Here is a 15,486-nt window from a genome sequence, read left to right on the forward strand (position 1 = left end):
AACAAAGAGGCTACCCAAGGGTAGCCTCTTTTTTTTACCTGTATGGAGTTACCTGACGACCATTACCGGAATATGCGCGTGGCGAATCACGCTTGAGGCATTGGAGCCCAGCAGGTGCGTACTGATAGAAGGATTACGTGAGCCAATAACTACCACATCGGCTTTAATTTCATTCGCCAGTTCATTGACCATATCGCGTACGTTACCAAAGCGGACGTGCATTTTAATACGCGACGGATCAATGCTGAAATGTCCGGCCATCGTTTTTAGTCGCGTTTCCGCTTCATGCTGCAAATGCTCTTCAAAGCGACGCAGATCGGCGGTAAAACGGCTCATGCTGAAGCTCGATGATCCGGGTAATACGTGGAGAAGATGGATAACCCCGTCCTGCTGGGCTAAAAATTCCGCATGGCGAACGGCTTTATCGCTTAACTCCATTTCAAAGACATCAACGGGCATAATGATTGTTTTATACATATGCATTCCTCCATGTGTGTCTGCTTTTATATCAACACATTATAGGAAAGTTTTGTGCCATTCAGGTCGCAAAATTGTCAGAACGGCAGGAGTGCGGGGTAAAAGTTTGTCAAAAGAGCGAGGGGAAGTGAAAAATGCAGAAAGAGGATGTGGTTACATCCTCTGGATAAAGCGTGAAACGCCTCAGGCAGTGGGGAAATTAACGGTGGAAATCGCCAGCGGCTTCCGGCTGGTATAGCAGCTCCAGTACTTCAAGATGCGTAGAGGTGCCGCCCGGTAATTCCCAGTGAATGGCGCTACCAACTTTAAGACCCAGCAGGGCTGCGCCCACCGGAGCCATAACCGATAATTGCGTGGTGCTATCCGTGACCTGTGCCGGGAAAACCAGCGTACGGGTGCGCTCTTCTCCGGTGGTTAAATCGCGAAATCTGACCTGGCTGTTCATGCTAACAACATCATGCGGCATATCTTCCGGAGCCAGCATCTGCGCGCGGTCAAGTTCGTCGTTTAATGCGTCCGCTACCGGGGAGTTGGCGAATGCTGGTTGTTCCAGCAGCCTGTCGATGCGCTCAGCATCGAGTTCATTAATAATGATTGCGGGTCTGGTCATCTCATACTCCATGTTATCCAGGAACCTGTCCGTAAAAGAAAACCCTCACCGAAAATGGCAAGGGTTAATGTCCTCTCATCATACTGAGACTTGATGGTGGTTTGAAGTGATTAAACGCACATTCATCAATGATCGATAGCTAAATCGTATGAAATCTAATCGACCTTATCCAGCAGAAACTGTTTACCACAGTTTCCCGGATGGGGCTGCGGTAAGAATGAATTAGCCGATAAAGGCTCATTGATCGCCGCGGATTTAATGGAGATTTGTATCTCAGTCAGATAGGCGGGATTACCGTTACAGGTTAACTTGAACGCTTTAACGCTCTGTTTTCCATAGGACTGAGCGACCGCGGCGTTGAACTCATCCCGACTAACGGTTTGCCCATAGTGTTTCGCCAGAAAAGCGCCAGTCGTGCTTTGTTTAATCTCGCTGTTCAGGCGCACCATGGTACCGAAATAGTTATCAGGATCGAAACCAAAGCAAACGCCATGCTTGGCGTATTCATAACGCTCAAGACATGAATTGCCGCCGGAGCCAGGCATGACCCCATTGAGTTTGTTTGCCATTTCCAGCGATAGGCCGGTTTCAGCCGCCCGACATTTTTGCCCGGCTTTCGCCTCAGGCATATTGGGGATGGGGCGGGTTGCGCAGCCAAAACGCATCCAGCGGCGTTCATCTACGCCGCGTGCGGCGATAGACCGGGGTAAGCTCGGCCACAGGCCATGAACGGTCAGAAAATCGGCTTTATTGCTGCGTTCTTGCTGCAGGCGGCACTCTTCCGGCTCGCTGCGGTTTCGCTCTTGCATGCTTTGGCAGAACCCGGTTTGCCAGGAGAGGGCGAGTACGTAGCGGTCAAAATCGCCGTATTGCGTTGCGATCAGCGGATCTGCGCTGGCCTGGGTGGCGCCCAGCAAAAGAACAATGGCGACGTAATCCTTCCTGAACATTTTTATTCCTGATGACAACTGGTCATTAATAACATTAGGTTATTAAAGCACAAAAAAGGCGCCAGCAGGCGCCTTTTCACCAGGTTTCTCCGCTAGCGGATTGCGCTGCCGGGTACCAGAACTTCGGTGGCGATAATAACAACTAATAAACCGACCAGAACCGGAACAGAAGTGCGTTTTACTACTTCGAACGGTGAAATTTTTGCCATCCCGGCCACGGCGACAACAACGCCGGATACCGGGGAAATGGTTCGACCAAGGTTGGAGGCCTGCAGCATCGGAATAGACAGATAAGCCGGATTGATGCCGGAAGAGTGCGCCAGTTTAGGGATCATCTCAACGAAGGCATAGAATGGGGCGTTACCGGAGCCGGTAGTCATTGCCGCCAGCATGGTCAGGATCACCAGCACCAGCATCAGGATAATACTGGCGGAACCGAATGAAGTCGCGATGGAAATCAGGCCGTTGATAAAGCCTATGGTGCTCAGACCCTGAGCAAAGACGCCGGCGGCCACCAGCAGCATTACCACGCCTGCAAAAGCGTCAGCCATGCCGCGATACGCCGCTTCCAGCCCATTAAATACATTTTTGGTGTTAAAGCCGCGGCAGAATTCCAGGACCGCCGCCAGCAGCATGCAGAGAACGAGAATGGTGATAATGTGCAGCTCCGGACCCCATTTGCCGTCGAAAATCAGTACCCCGATGATCGGTGTAAAAGGCAGAATGGCGTAAAAAGCGGGGGCGGTGGTGGTTATCTCGTTCACATCGAGCATTTCATGGGCGACATTTTCTTTTTTATCCAGGTAACGCTGCCAGAAAAAGTGAGCAATCGCCATGCTGACAATGGCCACAATTGAGATGGGCAGAGTGGTTTTAAAGGCAAAATCAATCAACGGCATTTCGGCCGCTTTGGCGGCGAGGACCACATCTCCGGAAGTTGGAGAGAGAATTATCGCCGCGGGAGAGGCGCAAATAGCCGCGGCGGCACCGCGGCTGATGCCTACGTTGACCATGACCGGGAATAGCGTTGCCATCAGCAGTACGCCCAGACCGGTGGCCGAGGAGACCGCCAGCGACATCAGGCAGGCCACAAAATAAGCGGCGATCATCAGTAGATAGGGGGAGTTAATATAGCGCAGCGGTTTTGAGGCCAGCTTCACCACCATATCATTGGCGCCGATATGCGTCATATAGGTCGCGAAGCCGCAGAGCATCATAATCATCATGCCGAGGTCGCCGCCGCGGCTCATGAGCAGTATTTTAATATATTCAACAATATCGGTAGCGGAATAACCGGTGCTCTTCGCGTCGCCAGGTAAAATCTTATGTCCCATTAGCGCACTGGCGATAAGTAATACTAAGCCACCGACGAACAGAACGCCGGTGGCGGAATAGCCTTTAATGATGTAGCGGGCGACGCCCACAATGACTACAATCCCAATAAGGATCTCTACTAGCGTAAGCATTCTCTAACTCCCAGACCATAAATCCAAAGAATCTGCTGATAAATAAAGCGAAGATAAAATTAAGTGAGCGAATGTGCCTAAAAAACGGGCAAAACTCGCTGATGCAAATCAATAAATCGATGAGAATCCCTGCGCGGCGCTAAAAGCTTTGGGTAGTGAAAGGTAAGGGGAGAGGGGTTTCGGATTTTTGTAGCGCGCAAATCAAGAGTTTGCCTAATTTTGTTAAGGTAATATTAAGATTATATTTGCTATCTTACTCCGCTTTAAAAATGAGACTGGTAATAGAAAAGTGTTAACGCTACGTCGATCTACATGGTTTTTTCTTGGATATTTGGGCCTGTTGCTCTCATCAACTTCAGCTAGCGCATCGTTTAGTTCGACGCTTCGCGACGGTTACAATACGCTGAGTGATAACGTTGCACAGACCTGGAACGAGCCTGAGCACTACGATCTTTATATCCCAGCAGTGACCTGGCATGCCCGTTTCGCCTATGACAAAGAGAAAACTGACAAGTACAACGAGCGCCCGTGGGGGGCCGGCTTCGGCGTGTCTCGCTGGGATGATAAAGGCAACTGGCATGGCATTTATCTTATGGCTTTCAAGGACTCGTTTAATAAATGGGAGCCTATCGGCGGCTATGGCTGGGAGAAAACCTGGCGCCCGTTAGCGGATGATAATTTCCATATTGGCCTGGGCTACACTCTTGGCGTAACGGCGCGTGATAACTGGAACTATATCCCGCTTCCTGTCGTGCTGCCTTTAGCTTCCATCGGTTACGGTCCGGCAACCTTCCAGATGACCTATATCCCGGGTACCTATAACAACGGTAACGTTTACTTTGCATGGGCTCGCATTCAGTTTTGAGGCGATTTTACATAGCTATAAAAGAGATAAGCGGACTGTCTTGTGGAAAAACAAAGACTAAAGTACACCTTGCAGAAAAAGATAGAGACTTTTATCACTTTTTAGCAAAGTTGCGCTGGACAAAAGGTATCACAATTGGTGTACTGATGCCTGACACAGTATTAGTGTCGATTTTTTCATATAAAGGTAATTTTGATGTCTAAGATTAAAGGTAACGTTAAGTGGTTTAATGAGTCCAAAGGATTCGGTTTCATTACTCCGGAAGATGGCAGCAAAGATGTATTCGTACATTTCTCTGCAATCCAGTCCAACGGTTTCAAAACTCTGGCTGAAGGTCAGCGCGTAGAGTTCGAAATCACTAACGGTGCCAAAGGCCCTTCTGCTGCAAACGTAATGCCTATCTAAGCAACGCGTCAGTAGAATATAAAAACCCGCTCATAGCGGGTTTTTTTTTGCCTGTAGTTAGCGGCTGGCGGCATGAGAAAACAGCCAGAACGCGGCGGCCGTCATGGCAAATGAGCCTAATAAGTTGACGACGATATTCAGCAAGGCCCAGCTAAAGCGCCCCTGCTGCAGAAGAAACACTACTTCGGCGGAAAAAGTGGAGAAGGTTGTCAGTCCGCCGCAAAAGCCGGTGGTGATAAGCAGTTTCCACATTGGATCGACATCCGTCAGGCGATTAAACCAGGCGAGGCCGGCACCAATAATAAATGCTCCTAACAGGTTAGCAGTGAGAGTGCCGATGGGAATAGCATGATGCACAGGATTAAACTTCATACCCAGCCACCAGCGCAAAACGCTGCCGGTGCCGCCGCCAAGAAACACAGCTAAAAGGAGTTGCAACACGGTCATTCCCTGTTTATTGATTAAGACTAAACTTCGAGTGTAGCGCGCGAAATACCTTGCTGGCTATGAATTACCTGACGGGAGAGAAAAGATGCTTGTTGCCGCCGGACAATTTGCCGTAACGCCGGAATGGACGGTTAATGCCCGGACCTGCGTTGGCCTGATGCGCCAGGCGTCGGGGCGGGGAGCAACGCTTCTGGTGCTGCCAGAGGCATTACTCGCGCGAGATGATAACGATGCGGATTTATCGGTTAAATCGGCCCAGCCCCTGGATGGCGGATTTCTACAGCCTCTGCTTGCGGAAAGCGAAAGTAACTCGTTGACCACGGTGTTAACCCTGCACGTGCCTTCAGGTGAGGGGAGGGCAACGAATACGCTGGTGGCTTTACGCGGGGGGAAGATTATTGCGCAATACCAGAAGCTGCATCTTTATGATGCTTTCAGTATGCAGGAGTCCCGGCTGGTTGATGCCGGGCGGCAAATTCCGCCGCTTATTGAGGTGGATGGAATGCGCGTTGGGTTGATGACCTGCTACGATTTACGTTTCCCGGAGCTGGCGCTCTCGTTAGCGCTCAGCGGCGCCCAAATCATCGTGTTGCCCACCGCGTGGGTAAATGGAGCGCTGAAGGAGCATCACTGGGCGACGCTATTAGCAGCGCGCGCGTTAGATACAACCTGTTATATTGTCGCAGCAGGCGAGTGTGGAACGCGTAATATTGGTCTGAGCCGTATTGTCGATCCGTTAGGGACGACGCTTGCCGGAGCGGGAGAGCTGCCGCAGTTGATTTTTGCCGAGGTTTCAGCTGATTATATTCAGCAGGTCCGGGAGCGCCTGCCGGTGCTGCAGAATCGTCGCTTTGCGCCACCGCAATTATTATGACGTTTTTTTAAACAAGGCTTGATTCACCTTGTTACAGATTGCTATTGTGTCCGCGCGTCAAATAGCCGTTAATTGTATACGTGTATAATGGCGTATTCGCAGCTTGTATGAGAGAAGAAGGTTAGCTATGGGTGAGATTAGTATTACCAAACTGCTGGTAGTTGCAGCACTAATTATCTTAGTGTTTGGTACCAAAAAGTTACGCACGCTGGGTGGAGACCTGGGCTCGGCTATCAAAGGCTTTAAAAAAGCTATGAGCGATGACGACGATAGCGCGAAGAAGGCCAGTGCTGAAGAGGCTCCGGCACAGAAGCTCTCTCATAAAGAGTAATTCGCGACGGGTTTCCTGCTAAAGGAGACTCGCTACCGATGGATGAACCACGTCGGCAAAGAGGCTGCAGCGATAACGCTGCGGCCTCTTTTTGTAATCGGCACGCTTTCTGCTGAAAAATATGCAACCAACTGTTACCGCGTTGGGCTTTTAATTGAACAGATGAATGACAAGAGTGAAGGGACCGCAGCGTTATAAATAACGCCGCGGTTGAAGCAGGGATTACTTCACTTCCATGCCTTTAGCCTGGAGGTCAGCATGATAGGACGAACGAACGAATGGCCCGCAGGCGGCGTGGGTAAAGCCCATTGCCATTGCTTCTGCTTTCATCTCTTCGAATTCGTCAGGGCTAACGTAGCGCTGTACCGGCAGGTGGTGGCGGCTCGGTTGCAAATACTGGCCTAACGTCAGCATCGTCACACCATGACGGCGCAGATCGCGCATAACTTCAATGATTTCCGCGTTGGTTTCGCCTAAACCAACCATCAGACCTGATTTAGTCGGGAGCTCGGGATGCGCTTCTTTAAAACGTTCCAGCAGCTTCAGAGACCAGTTGTAGTCTGCCCCTGGGCGAACCTGGCGATAGAGGCGCGGTACGTTTTCCAGATTATGGTTAAATACATCCGGCGGCGTGGCCTGGAGAATCTCCAGCGCACGATCCATACGGCCGCGGAAGTCCGGCACCAGAGTTTCAATTTTAATCGTTGGGCTTTTTTCGCGGATTGCGCTGATGCAGTCGGCAAAATGCTGAGCGCCGCCATCGCGCAGATCGTCGCGATCCACGGAAGTCACTACGACATAGCGCAGGGCCATATCAGCAATGGTTTGCGCCAGCTTTTGCGGCTCATTGGCATCAGGCGCGACCGGACGGCCGTGGGCAACATCGCAAAATGGGCAACGACGGGTACAGATGGCGCCCAGGATCATAAAGGTTGCCGTTCCGTGGTTAAAACATTCCGCGAGGTTAGGGCAAGAGGCTTCTTCGCACACGGAGTGCAGGCCGTTCTTACGCATCGCTGCCTTGATCCCCTGGATACGGGACGAGTCAGCCGGAAGTTTGATTTTCATCCATTCCGGTTTTCTGAGCAGAGCTTCACGCTCAGTTGCCACGTTTTTCACCGGGATAAGGGCCATTTTATCGGCGTCGCGGTATTTAACACCGCGTTCCATCACAATGGGTTTACTCATAGCGTGCGTGTTCCAGTTGCGAGTGACGAAGGAAAGCGAATCAATTCAAGTAAATGTTGCATTTATCAACTATTTTTGAATTAAACGCAGGCAGTATACCATTGATACGGGGCATAAAGCAGCCTGATGGCCGGGCAAATTGTAAAATAGTTGTTGGTTTCTGCTTTTCCCTCCCGTGCCTTATTGATTAAAAGCCTGACGAATAGCTTCAACAATCTCTTTCAATAAGGGGTCCTGTACGCTGAGCTTGTTATAGTGCAGCGTAATGTCAATTTTTTCTTCCCGTAGAGGGGAATAATCAAGCAATGTTAAAGGCCAGATCTTCTCGACCAGGGAAAACATCCCCGAGGTAATCAGTCCCAGCATGTCGCTCTCACTGACCAGCGCAGCTTGAGTTAACAAATTGTAGCTGCTGAACCCGCAGCGACGTTCGCCGAGATGCTCCTGCAGACGACGCAGGATAGTCGTATAACGTTGGCCCTCAGGCTGCAGCAGCGCGAATTCATATTGACGAAGGTTATCTGAGGTCGCCGGTACCGCCAGGGCGGGATGGTTTGCCCGACAGAAAATATGCACGCTGTCCTGAAATAGCACATGGTGCGTAATCGTTCTCCCGCTGTGGGGAAAACTATCGATCAGAAGGTCAACCTGACGCTGGTTTAACTGGCTGACGGCGTCGACGATGGCAATATTGTGCAACAAAACCTGGGGGAAAACGGTCCGCAGTTTTTTGTTGATAATCGGCATGATTAAGGCGCCAATAGCCGGAGGCGTGGCAATAGTAATCACCCGCTCACTATGCGTATTTCCGGTTAAATCCAGGGCGTTGAGAAATGCCGCCATTCCCTGACTAATATGTGTATGAAGATGGGTGGCATAGGCTGTTGGCGTTACGCCCTGGCCTTTGCGAATAAAAAGCGGGTCGGGGAAGAGAGCACGCAGTTTGTTGATTGACTGACTAATTGCCGACGGGGTGATATTAAGTACTTTGGCTGCGTTGACGATCCCTTTATGGACGTAAACCGCTTCAAAAATAGTGAGTAAATTAAGGTCTATATTGCGCAGAATGCGAAACATCTGCCGATTGTGTTGAGCGTCAAGCCGATCGGTTGGTTCTGCCTGAGAGTTATTTTCGTCCACTCTGTATTTCCGCTGGTGATGATTAACACCATTATAGCGGCGGCATTTCTTTTATTAGTGATAATAGATTGCAAATATTAAGGCTGAATTTACCGCGAGCGATACCGGTGGCGTCCCGCGCTAACGGGACGCCATGGCGCTAGCGCGATTGTATATACTCAAACGGTGGGTTGTTCAGTAAGGCCAGCAGATTAGCTACCAGCCGAGGCGAAACGGTATTCGTCTGGGCATCGGGCTGCCACTGACGCATCTGCGTCATCTCCATTCCGGCATAGCCGCATGGGTTAATCCGCTGGAAAGGAGACAGATCCATGTTGATATTCAGCGCCAGGCCATGGAATGAGCAGCCTTGGCGGATACGTAAGCCCAGAGAGCAGATTTTCCGATCGCCCACGTAGACGCCGGGCGCATCCGCGCGCGGGTGCGATTCTATAGCATATTCCGCCAGGGTATTAACGACGGTTTGCTCCAGCAGAGTGACCAGCTCACGTACGCCCAGCTTACGGCGTTTCAGGTTCAGCAGAACATACATCACCTGCTGCCCCGGTCCATGATAGGTGACCTGTCCGCCGCGATCGCTCTGGATAACCGGTATTTCGCCGGGAACCAGAACATGCTCGGCTTTTCCGGCCTGGCCCTGAGTGAACACCGGATGATGTTCAACCAGCCAGATTTCATCCAGGGTGGCGTCGTCGCGGGTGTCGGTAAATTCATGCATTGCCTGCGAGACAGGTTCGTAAGGTTGCAGGCCGAGCTGGCGGATGAGAATTTTATTGTGCTGCAAAACAACGTCTCCGCAGAGAGAGAATAACTTGTGGCAGCGAGTATATCACAGCGAGAAACAGAGAATGACCCGGCGTAGAACCGGGTCAGAGGAAGAGATTTACAGCACCATCCGTACGATTTCAATATTACCCAGCTCTTCGTACAGGGTTTCTACCTGCTCAATATGGGTGGCATTGATGGTAATAGAGACAGAGTGGTAGTTGCCTTTGCTGCTGGGTTTTACCGTCGGAGAGTAATCACCTGGTGCATGGCGCTGTACCACTTCAACCACCTGGTCAACCAGCTCCGGCAACGCCTGACCCATTACTTTGTAGGTAAATGGAGTAGGGAATTCAAGCAGTTCGTTAAGTTTGGTTTTCATGTCAGCTCCGGTGTTACAACAAAAAATAATAACTCCCACGACGTGTGGGAGTTATCAGGATAACTAGTATATGGGGATGTAAATCACACTTTCAAGTGTTCGATTTTTAACCAAACCAGTGGTGGAACATTAACTTAATGTAATCAATGATTTTACCGAAGAAATTGCCTTCCGGGATTTCCTGCAGTACCACCAGCGGACGCTGATCGATGGTTTTGCCATCCAGCTGGAAGTTAATGGTCCCCACCACCTGATTTTTCTGCAGCGGGGCGTGCAGTTCGGCATTATTCAGAACGTAGCTGGCTTTCAAATCTTTCATCCGACCGCGAGGGATTGTCAGATAAACGTCTTTATCCACGCCGAGTGATGCGCGATCGCTATCACCAAACCAGGCAGGTTCGGATGCGAACTCTTTACCGGCCTTAATCGGGTTGACGGTTTCAAAGAAGCGGAATCCCCAGGTCAGCAGCTTTTTGCTTTCAGACTCACGGCCCTTATACGTCCGGCCGCCCATCACGGCGGAGATTAAACGCATCTGGCCTTCGGTTGCCGAAGCAACGAGGTTATAGCCTGCTTTATCCGTATGGCCGGTTTTAATGCCATCGACGTTCAGGCTGTTATCCCACAGCAGGCCATTGCGGTTGAGCTGGCGGATGCCGTTGAAGGTAAACTCTTTTTCTTTGTAGATAGTGTATTCGTTCGGGACATCGCGGATCAGCGCCTGGCCGATAAGCGCCATGTCGCGGGCAGAGCTGAACTGACCGTCAGCATCCAGGCCGTGAACGGTCTGGAAGTGGGTGTTCTTCAGGCCCAGGGCATTAACGTAGTTGTTCATCAGGCTGACAAAGGCATCCTGACTGCCGGCGACATAGTCGGCCATCGCCACGCAGGCATCGTTACCCGACTGCAGGTTGATACCGCGGATCAGCTGGGAAACGGGTACCTGCATGCCTGGCTTCAGGAACATCAGCGAAGAGCCTTTAAAGACTGGGTTCCCGGTTGCCCACGCGTCGTTACCCACGGTAACCAGGTCGGACTCTTTAAATTTGCCGGCTTTCATTGCCTGACCAATGACGTAGCTGGTCATCATTTTGGTCAGACTCGCCGGATCGCGGCGGGCGTCGGCGTTATTTTCTGCCAGTACTTTGCCTGAGTTGTAATCAATAAGAACCCAGGATTCGGCGTCAATCTGCGGGGCGCCGGGGATCATCGTTTTGATATTCAGGTCATCAGCGCGGGCAGCGGAGGACAGCGCTGCCACGGAGAGCGCCGTAATGAGTAAGCGAGCGGTAAAAGAGGTCTTCATGGTCTGAACAACGGCATCCGTGATGGAGTTAAAAAAAGTGCCTTACTATAACAAATGCACTACGAACCAGCATCCGACATTGCGCACGACTTTGTTAACGACTTTGTCATGCGCGATGCACCGGGGACGCGGGAGCGATGCCTTTAGTTGGCGCGAGTGATAAATGATTGCAGCTGAGCTTCGCTTTGCAGACGCTGTTGAACGGTGCTCGCCTCAGCTTTGCTGCTGAATGGACCGAGCTGGATACGCCATACTGCGCCGTTTTGCATAACGCGGCCCGGGACGGAGAATTGCTGGCTCAGACGCTGCTGATACTGCTGCGCGCGCGATTGATCGCTGACGGCACCGACCTGTACGACGAAATCGCCGCTGGCGCTCGCCGCTGCGGCAGGAGTAACTGCAGCGGTTGCCGCTACGGCGGGCGCCGCGCTTCCCTGAACGGAATCCGGCGCGGTAACCGGGGCGGTTTGAACGACAGGCTCGCTGCCCTCCAGCACGCCGCTATTCAGCGGCGTCGGCGCGCCGAGGAAACCGCCGCTGTTGACCGGCGCTCCGGTGCTATCTTCCGGCTTCAGCGTGGAGTTGCTGATGGCGTGCACGTCGATTGGAGCGGGCTGACCCATCGCCGAGCTGCCGTCACCGTCAAGGTTCGGGCGCGCAGGCAGGGCGTAGGTCTGTTTCGCCACCGTGGTACATGCCATGCCTGGCCCGGAAAGCGAACCGTCCGGCGCTACGACGATCGGGTCGATTCGCACCTTGGTATTGTTTGACGTATTCAGGCGATCGGCTGACGCGCGCGAAAGAGAAACCACGCGATCGTTACCATAAGGTCCGCGATCGTTTATCCGCACGACGATCATGCGGCCGTTTGCCAGGTTAGTGATCCGCGCATAGCTCGGGATCGGCAGCGTAGGATGCGCTGCGGTGAGCTGCGTGGGATCAAACGCTTCTCCCGAGGCGGTCAGATTGCTGTTAGGTTCAGCATCGTAGATGGCGGCGAAACCAGCCTGGGTAAAGTTGGACGGATCCTGGACGATTTTGTAGCTTTTGCCGTCGCGCTCATAGTCTTGATTCGCCGTTGGGTTGGGCGTTTCATACTGCGGATCGGCGCCGCTAATTTCTACCGTGGGGCCATTGCAAACGGCCGGCTGTGGAGTGCTGACCGTTTTCTGTTGAACGTCTTCACCCGAACATGCCGCCAGCAGTCCTGCTGCTATGCAGATCCCCAGCCATTGCTTACGCATCGCGAACCCCTTACACGCTTTTCGACAACATTTTTCTGTGAGTATGGATCGACATGACGATACCAAACCCGGCCATCAATACGATGAGGGCAGATCCCCCGTAGCTGACCAGCGGCAAAGGTACCCCCACCACTGGTAAAATACCACTTACCATACCAATATTTACGAAGACATAAACGAATAAAATCAACATTAAACCACCGGCCATCACGCGACCAAAAGTGGTTTGCGCCTGGGCGGCAATCCACAGCCCGCGCATGATCAGCAAAATATAGAGCGCCAGCAGGATCAGGACGCCGATAAGCCCCAGCTCTTCCGCCAGGACGGCAAAGATAAAGTCAGTGTGGCGTTCAGGCAGAAACTCAAGCTGCGACTGGGTTCCGTGCAGCCAGCCTTTGCCGCGCAGGCCGCCAGAGCCAATGGCGATTTTTGACTGAATAATATGGTAACCCGCGCCGAGCGGATCGGTTTCCGGGTCGAGCAGCATCATTACGCGCTGGCGCTGATAATCATGCATCAGGAAGAACCACAGGACAGGAATAAAAGCGGCGACCAGCACCACGGCAATTCCAATCAGACGCCAGCTCAGGCCGGAGAGAAACAGGACGAACAGGCCGGACAGGGCGACCAGAATCGAGGTCCCGAGGTCGGGCTGCGCGGCAACCAGCAGCGTGGGCAGAAAAATCAGCACCAGCGCAATGGCGGTGTTTTTCAGCGATGGCGGACAGACATCGCGGTTAATAAAGCGCGCGACCATCAGCGGAACGGCGATTTTGGCTATTTCCGACGGCTGGAAGCGGACGATACCGAGATCCAGCCAGCGCTGCGCCCCTTTGGAAATGGCACCGAAGGCATCAACCGCAATCAGCAGGATGATACAAAATATGTAGAGATAGGGCGCCCAGCCTTCATAGACCCGCGGTGGAATTTGCGCCATGACGATCATGATAACAATGCCCATGGCGATTTGGCCGATTTTACGCTCCATCATGCCCATGTCCTGACCGCTGGCGCTCCAGATAACCAGCGCGCTGTAGGTCAGCAGCGCCAGCAGGATAAGGAGCATGGTAGGGTCGAGGTGGATTTTATCCCATAGCGATTTTTTGTTCGGATTATCAGTCATTATTGATCCTCCCCGGCCGTGACCGCCGGGTTTTCGCTCGGCAGGTTGGTGTTGTTGTCGCCCAGCATTATATGATCGAGAATCTGACGCATGATGGTACCGACAGCCGGGCCAGCGCCGCCGTTCTCAAGAATAATGGCAACGGCAACCTGGGGGTTGTTGTAAGGGGCAAACGCCGTCATCAGTTTGTGGTCACGCAGGCGTTCAGCGATTCTGTGCGCGTTGTAGGTTTCATTAGCTTTCAGGCCGAAAACCTGAGCGGTACCCGATTTGGCCGCGATTTTGTAAGGCGCGCTGGCGAAGTATTTATGCGCGGTACCGTTGCCGCGGTTGGCGACGCCGTACATCCCGTCTTTGGCGATTTCCCAAAAACCGGAGTGAATATCGCCAACCGGCGGTTCGTGCGGTTGAACCCAGGGCACCGGTTTACCGTCTTCCACCGTGCTTTGCAGCAGATGCGGCACTTTAACCACGCCGTCATTAATCAGGATCATCAGCGCCTTGTTCATCTGGATAGGGGTTGCGGTCCAGTAACCCTGCCCGATGCCGACCGGAATTGTATCGCCCTGGTACCAGGGTTTCTTAAAGCGCTTGAGCTTCCATTCGCGGGTCGGCATGTTGCCGGAGCGCTCTTCGGCAAGGTCAACGCCGGTATAGTGGCCATAGCCGAATTTGCTCATCCACTCCGACAGACGATCGATACCCATATCGTAGGCAACCTGGTAGAAATAGGTATCGGCAGACTCTTCCAGCGCTTTAGTGACGTTCAGATGACCGTGGCCCCACTTTTTCCAGTCGCGATAGCGCTTATCCGAGCCGGGAAGCTGCCACCAGCCGGGGTCAAACAGGCTGGTGTTACGGGTAATGACCCCGGCGCTGAGCGCGGAGACGGCCACGTAAGGCTTAACCGTTGACGCGGGTGGATAAACCCCCTGGGTCGCACGGTTGACCAGCGGCGTGTTGGGATCGTTAAGCAGCCCGGAGTAGTCTTTGCTGGAAATACCGTCAACGAACAGGTTGGGATCGTAGCTCGGCGTTGAGACCAGCGCGAGAATGGCGCCGGTTCTCGGGTCGGTGACAACCACTGCCGCGCGGCTACCGGCGAGCAGGGTTTCAATATACTGCTGAAGCTTCAGGTCGAGCGTTAAATAGATATCGCGCCCGGCCTGAGGCGGGACCTCTTTTAGCTGGCGAATCACGCGGCCGCGGTTGTTGACTTCAACCTCTTCATAGCCGGTTTGCCCGTGCAGGACATCTTCGTAATAGCGCTCGATACCCAGTTTGCCGATATCGTGCGTGGAGGCGTAGTTAGCCAGCTTTCCCTCTTTATCCAGGCGATCGACGTCTTTATCGTTAATTTTGGAGACGTAGCCGATAACGTGGGTCAGAGCGGAGTTATAAGGATAGTAACGGCGTTTATAGCCTTTGACTTCCACGCCGGGAAAACGGTACTGGTTGACTGCGAAACGGGCGACCTGCACTTCGGTAAGATTGACTTTCACCGGAATGGAGGTAAAGCGATGCGAGCGGGCGCGCTCTTTTTTGAAGTTCGCCACGTCGTCATCGGTTAGATCGATAACATCGCGCAGGGCATCCAGCGTTTGCTGAACGTTGTCGACCTTTTCCGGCATCATTTCCAGCTGGTAGATTGTGCGGTTGAGCGCCAGCGGCGTCCCGTTGCGATCGTAGATAATACCGCGACTCGGCGGGATAGGGACCAGCTTGATGCGGTTTTCGTTTGAGCGCGTTTGATAGTCGGTGTAACGCACAATTTGCACGTTATAAAGGTTGGCGATCAGTACGCCGGTAAGCAGCAAAATCCCCAAAAAAGCGACCAGCGCCCGGCGCACGAACAGCGAGGATTCAGCCGTATAGTCGCGGAAAGAATTCTGTAATTTCATTCGCTGCTTAGT

17 protein-coding genes are annotated in these 15,486 nt (G+C 52.6%); 4 read left to right on the forward strand and 13 right to left on the reverse strand.

All coding sequences use genetic code 11. The features are described from left to right. Positions 1–48 precede the first annotated feature (48 nt). The 4 genes from uspG to dcuC all read right to left on the reverse strand — a co-directional run bounded on the left by uspG (position 49) and on the right by dcuC (position 3,503). Positions 49–477, reverse strand: coding sequence for a universal stress protein UspG (gene uspG, locus GJ746_RS07555; protein WP_154679643.1), 429 nt, complete (start codon positions 475–477; stop codon positions 49–51). Between the two features lie 199 nt (positions 478–676). Beyond that, positions 677–1,087 (reverse strand): nucleoside diphosphate kinase regulator, encoded by a 411-nt coding sequence (gene rnk / locus GJ746_RS07560; RefSeq protein WP_154679644.1) that lies wholly within the window; start codon positions 1,085–1,087, stop codon positions 677–679. 155 nt (positions 1,088–1,242) lie between these two features. Next, entirely contained in the window at positions 1,243–2,037 is a 795-nt protein-coding gene (rna, locus tag GJ746_RS07565) for a ribonuclease I (protein WP_154679645.1), read from the reverse strand. 92 nt (positions 2,038–2,129) lie between these two features. Beyond that, positions 2,130–3,503: an anaerobic C4-dicarboxylate transporter DcuC gene (gene dcuC, locus GJ746_RS07570; protein ID WP_154679646.1), complete on the reverse strand. Its 1,374-nt coding sequence runs from the start codon at positions 3,501–3,503 to the stop codon at positions 2,130–2,132. A 289-nt stretch (positions 3,504–3,792) separates the two neighbouring features. On the opposite strand from dcuC, the gene pagP reads away from it, so the two are divergent. Then, the gene (gene pagP, locus GJ746_RS07575) at positions 3,793–4,368 is read left to right on the forward strand and encodes a lipid IV(A) palmitoyltransferase PagP (RefSeq protein WP_195908810.1); all 576 of its coding nucleotides are present in this window, start codon (positions 3,793–3,795) and stop codon (positions 4,366–4,368) included. Positions 4,369–4,563: 195 nt separating this feature from the next. Beyond that, positions 4,564–4,773, forward strand: a complete 210-nt coding sequence (gene cspE / locus GJ746_RS07580; RefSeq protein WP_004100146.1) for a transcription antiterminator/RNA stability regulator CspE — start codon at positions 4,564–4,566, stop codon at positions 4,771–4,773. A gap of 57 nt (positions 4,774–4,830) precedes the next feature. Here cspE and crcB read toward each other — a convergent pair whose 3' ends face one another. Further along, complete coding sequence (gene crcB, locus GJ746_RS07585) at positions 4,831–5,214, reverse strand: fluoride efflux transporter CrcB (RefSeq protein WP_154679648.1); 384 nt, start codon at positions 5,212–5,214, stop codon at positions 4,831–4,833. 91 nt (positions 5,215–5,305) lie between these two features. Here crcB and GJ746_RS07590 point away from each other — a divergent pair, with 91 nt between their 5' ends. After that, on the forward strand, positions 5,306–6,094 hold the full coding sequence (locus GJ746_RS07590) for a deaminated glutathione amidase (RefSeq protein WP_154679649.1): 789 nt from the start codon (positions 5,306–5,308) through the stop codon (positions 6,092–6,094). Positions 6,095–6,221: 127 nt separating this feature from the next. Then, positions 6,222–6,425, forward strand: coding sequence for a twin-arginine translocase subunit TatE (gene tatE, locus GJ746_RS07595; RefSeq protein ID WP_154679650.1), 204 nt, complete (start codon positions 6,222–6,224; stop codon positions 6,423–6,425). 222 nt (positions 6,426–6,647) lie between these two features. On the opposite strand, the gene lipA is transcribed toward tatE, so the two are convergent. From lipA to mrdA, 8 genes are all read right to left on the reverse strand, one after another. Next, a complete protein-coding gene (gene lipA, locus GJ746_RS07600) occupies positions 6,648–7,613 on the reverse strand; it encodes a lipoyl synthase (RefSeq protein ID WP_154679651.1) in 966 nt (321 codons plus the stop codon). Between the two features lie 180 nt (positions 7,614–7,793). Next, complete coding sequence (locus GJ746_RS07605; RefSeq protein WP_154679652.1) at positions 7,794–8,753, reverse strand: YbeF family transcriptional regulator; 960 nt, start codon at positions 8,751–8,753, stop codon at positions 7,794–7,796. A 139-nt stretch (positions 8,754–8,892) separates the two neighbouring features. After that, positions 8,893–9,537 (reverse strand): lipoyl(octanoyl) transferase LipB, encoded by a 645-nt coding sequence (gene lipB / locus GJ746_RS07610; protein WP_154679653.1) that lies wholly within the window; start codon positions 9,535–9,537, stop codon positions 8,893–8,895. Between the two features lie 99 nt (positions 9,538–9,636). After that, the gene (gene ybeD, locus GJ746_RS07615; RefSeq protein ID WP_004100153.1) at positions 9,637–9,900 is read right to left on the reverse strand and encodes a DUF493 family protein YbeD; all 264 of its coding nucleotides are present in this window, start codon (positions 9,898–9,900) and stop codon (positions 9,637–9,639) included. Between the two features lie 106 nt (positions 9,901–10,006). Then, positions 10,007–11,206: a D-alanyl-D-alanine carboxypeptidase DacA gene (gene dacA / locus GJ746_RS07620; RefSeq protein WP_154679654.1), complete on the reverse strand. Its 1,200-nt coding sequence runs from the start codon at positions 11,204–11,206 to the stop codon at positions 10,007–10,009. Between the two features lie 143 nt (positions 11,207–11,349). Continuing rightward, positions 11,350–12,450 (reverse strand): endolytic peptidoglycan transglycosylase RlpA, encoded by a 1,101-nt coding sequence (rlpA, locus tag GJ746_RS07625; protein ID WP_154679655.1) that lies wholly within the window; start codon positions 12,448–12,450, stop codon positions 11,350–11,352. A gap of 10 nt (positions 12,451–12,460) precedes the next feature. After that, a complete protein-coding gene (gene mrdB, locus GJ746_RS07630) occupies positions 12,461–13,573 on the reverse strand; it encodes a peptidoglycan glycosyltransferase MrdB (RefSeq protein ID WP_154679656.1) in 1,113 nt (370 codons plus the stop codon). Continuing rightward, complete coding sequence (gene mrdA / locus GJ746_RS07635; protein ID WP_154679657.1) at positions 13,573–15,474, reverse strand: peptidoglycan DD-transpeptidase MrdA; 1,902 nt, start codon at positions 15,472–15,474, stop codon at positions 13,573–13,575. Before mrdA ends, mrdB begins: the two co-directional genes overlap by 1 nt. Positions 15,475–15,486 lie beyond the last annotated feature (12 nt).

The organism is Klebsiella oxytoca (assembly GCF_009707385.1).
Lineage (GTDB): Bacteria > Pseudomonadota > Gammaproteobacteria > Enterobacterales > Enterobacteriaceae > Klebsiella > Klebsiella oxytoca_C.

Bases quoted from the DNA above. Each gene is read 5' to 3' on its own strand.
- dacA (WP_154679654.1), bottom strand. From the start codon at position 11,206: ATGAAGACCTCTTTTACCGCTCGCTTACTCATTACGGCGCTCTCCGTG.
- mrdB (WP_154679656.1), bottom strand. From the start codon at position 13,573: ATGACTGATAATCCGAACAAAAAATCGCTATGGGATAAAATCCACCTC.
- mrdA (WP_154679657.1), bottom strand. From the start codon at position 15,474: ATGAAATTACAGAATTCTTTCCGCGACTATACGGCTGAATCCTCGCTG.
- cspE (WP_004100146.1), top strand. From the start codon at position 4,564: ATGTCTAAGATTAAAGGTAACGTTAAGTGGTTTAATGAGTCCAAAGGA.
- GJ746_RS07590 (WP_154679649.1), top strand. From the start codon at position 5,306: ATGCTTGTTGCCGCCGGACAATTTGCCGTAACGCCGGAATGGACGGTT.
- rnk (WP_154679644.1), bottom strand. From the start codon at position 1,087: ATGACCAGACCCGCAATCATTATTAATGAACTCGATGCTGAGCGCATC.
- ybeD (WP_004100153.1), bottom strand. From the start codon at position 9,900: ATGAAAACCAAACTTAACGAACTGCTTGAATTCCCTACTCCATTTACC.
- rlpA (WP_154679655.1), bottom strand. From the start codon at position 12,450: ATGCGTAAGCAATGGCTGGGGATCTGCATAGCAGCAGGACTGCTGGCG.
- tatE (WP_154679650.1), top strand. From the start codon at position 6,222: ATGGGTGAGATTAGTATTACCAAACTGCTGGTAGTTGCAGCACTAATT.
- dcuC (WP_154679646.1), bottom strand. From the start codon at position 3,503: ATGCTTACGCTAGTAGAGATCCTTATTGGGATTGTAGTCATTGTGGGC.
- uspG (WP_154679643.1), bottom strand. From the start codon at position 477: ATGTATAAAACAATCATTATGCCCGTTGATGTCTTTGAAATGGAGTTA.
- rna (WP_154679645.1), bottom strand. From the start codon at position 2,037: ATGTTCAGGAAGGATTACGTCGCCATTGTTCTTTTGCTGGGCGCCACC.
- lipA (WP_154679651.1), bottom strand. From the start codon at position 7,613: ATGAGTAAACCCATTGTGATGGAACGCGGTGTTAAATACCGCGACGCC.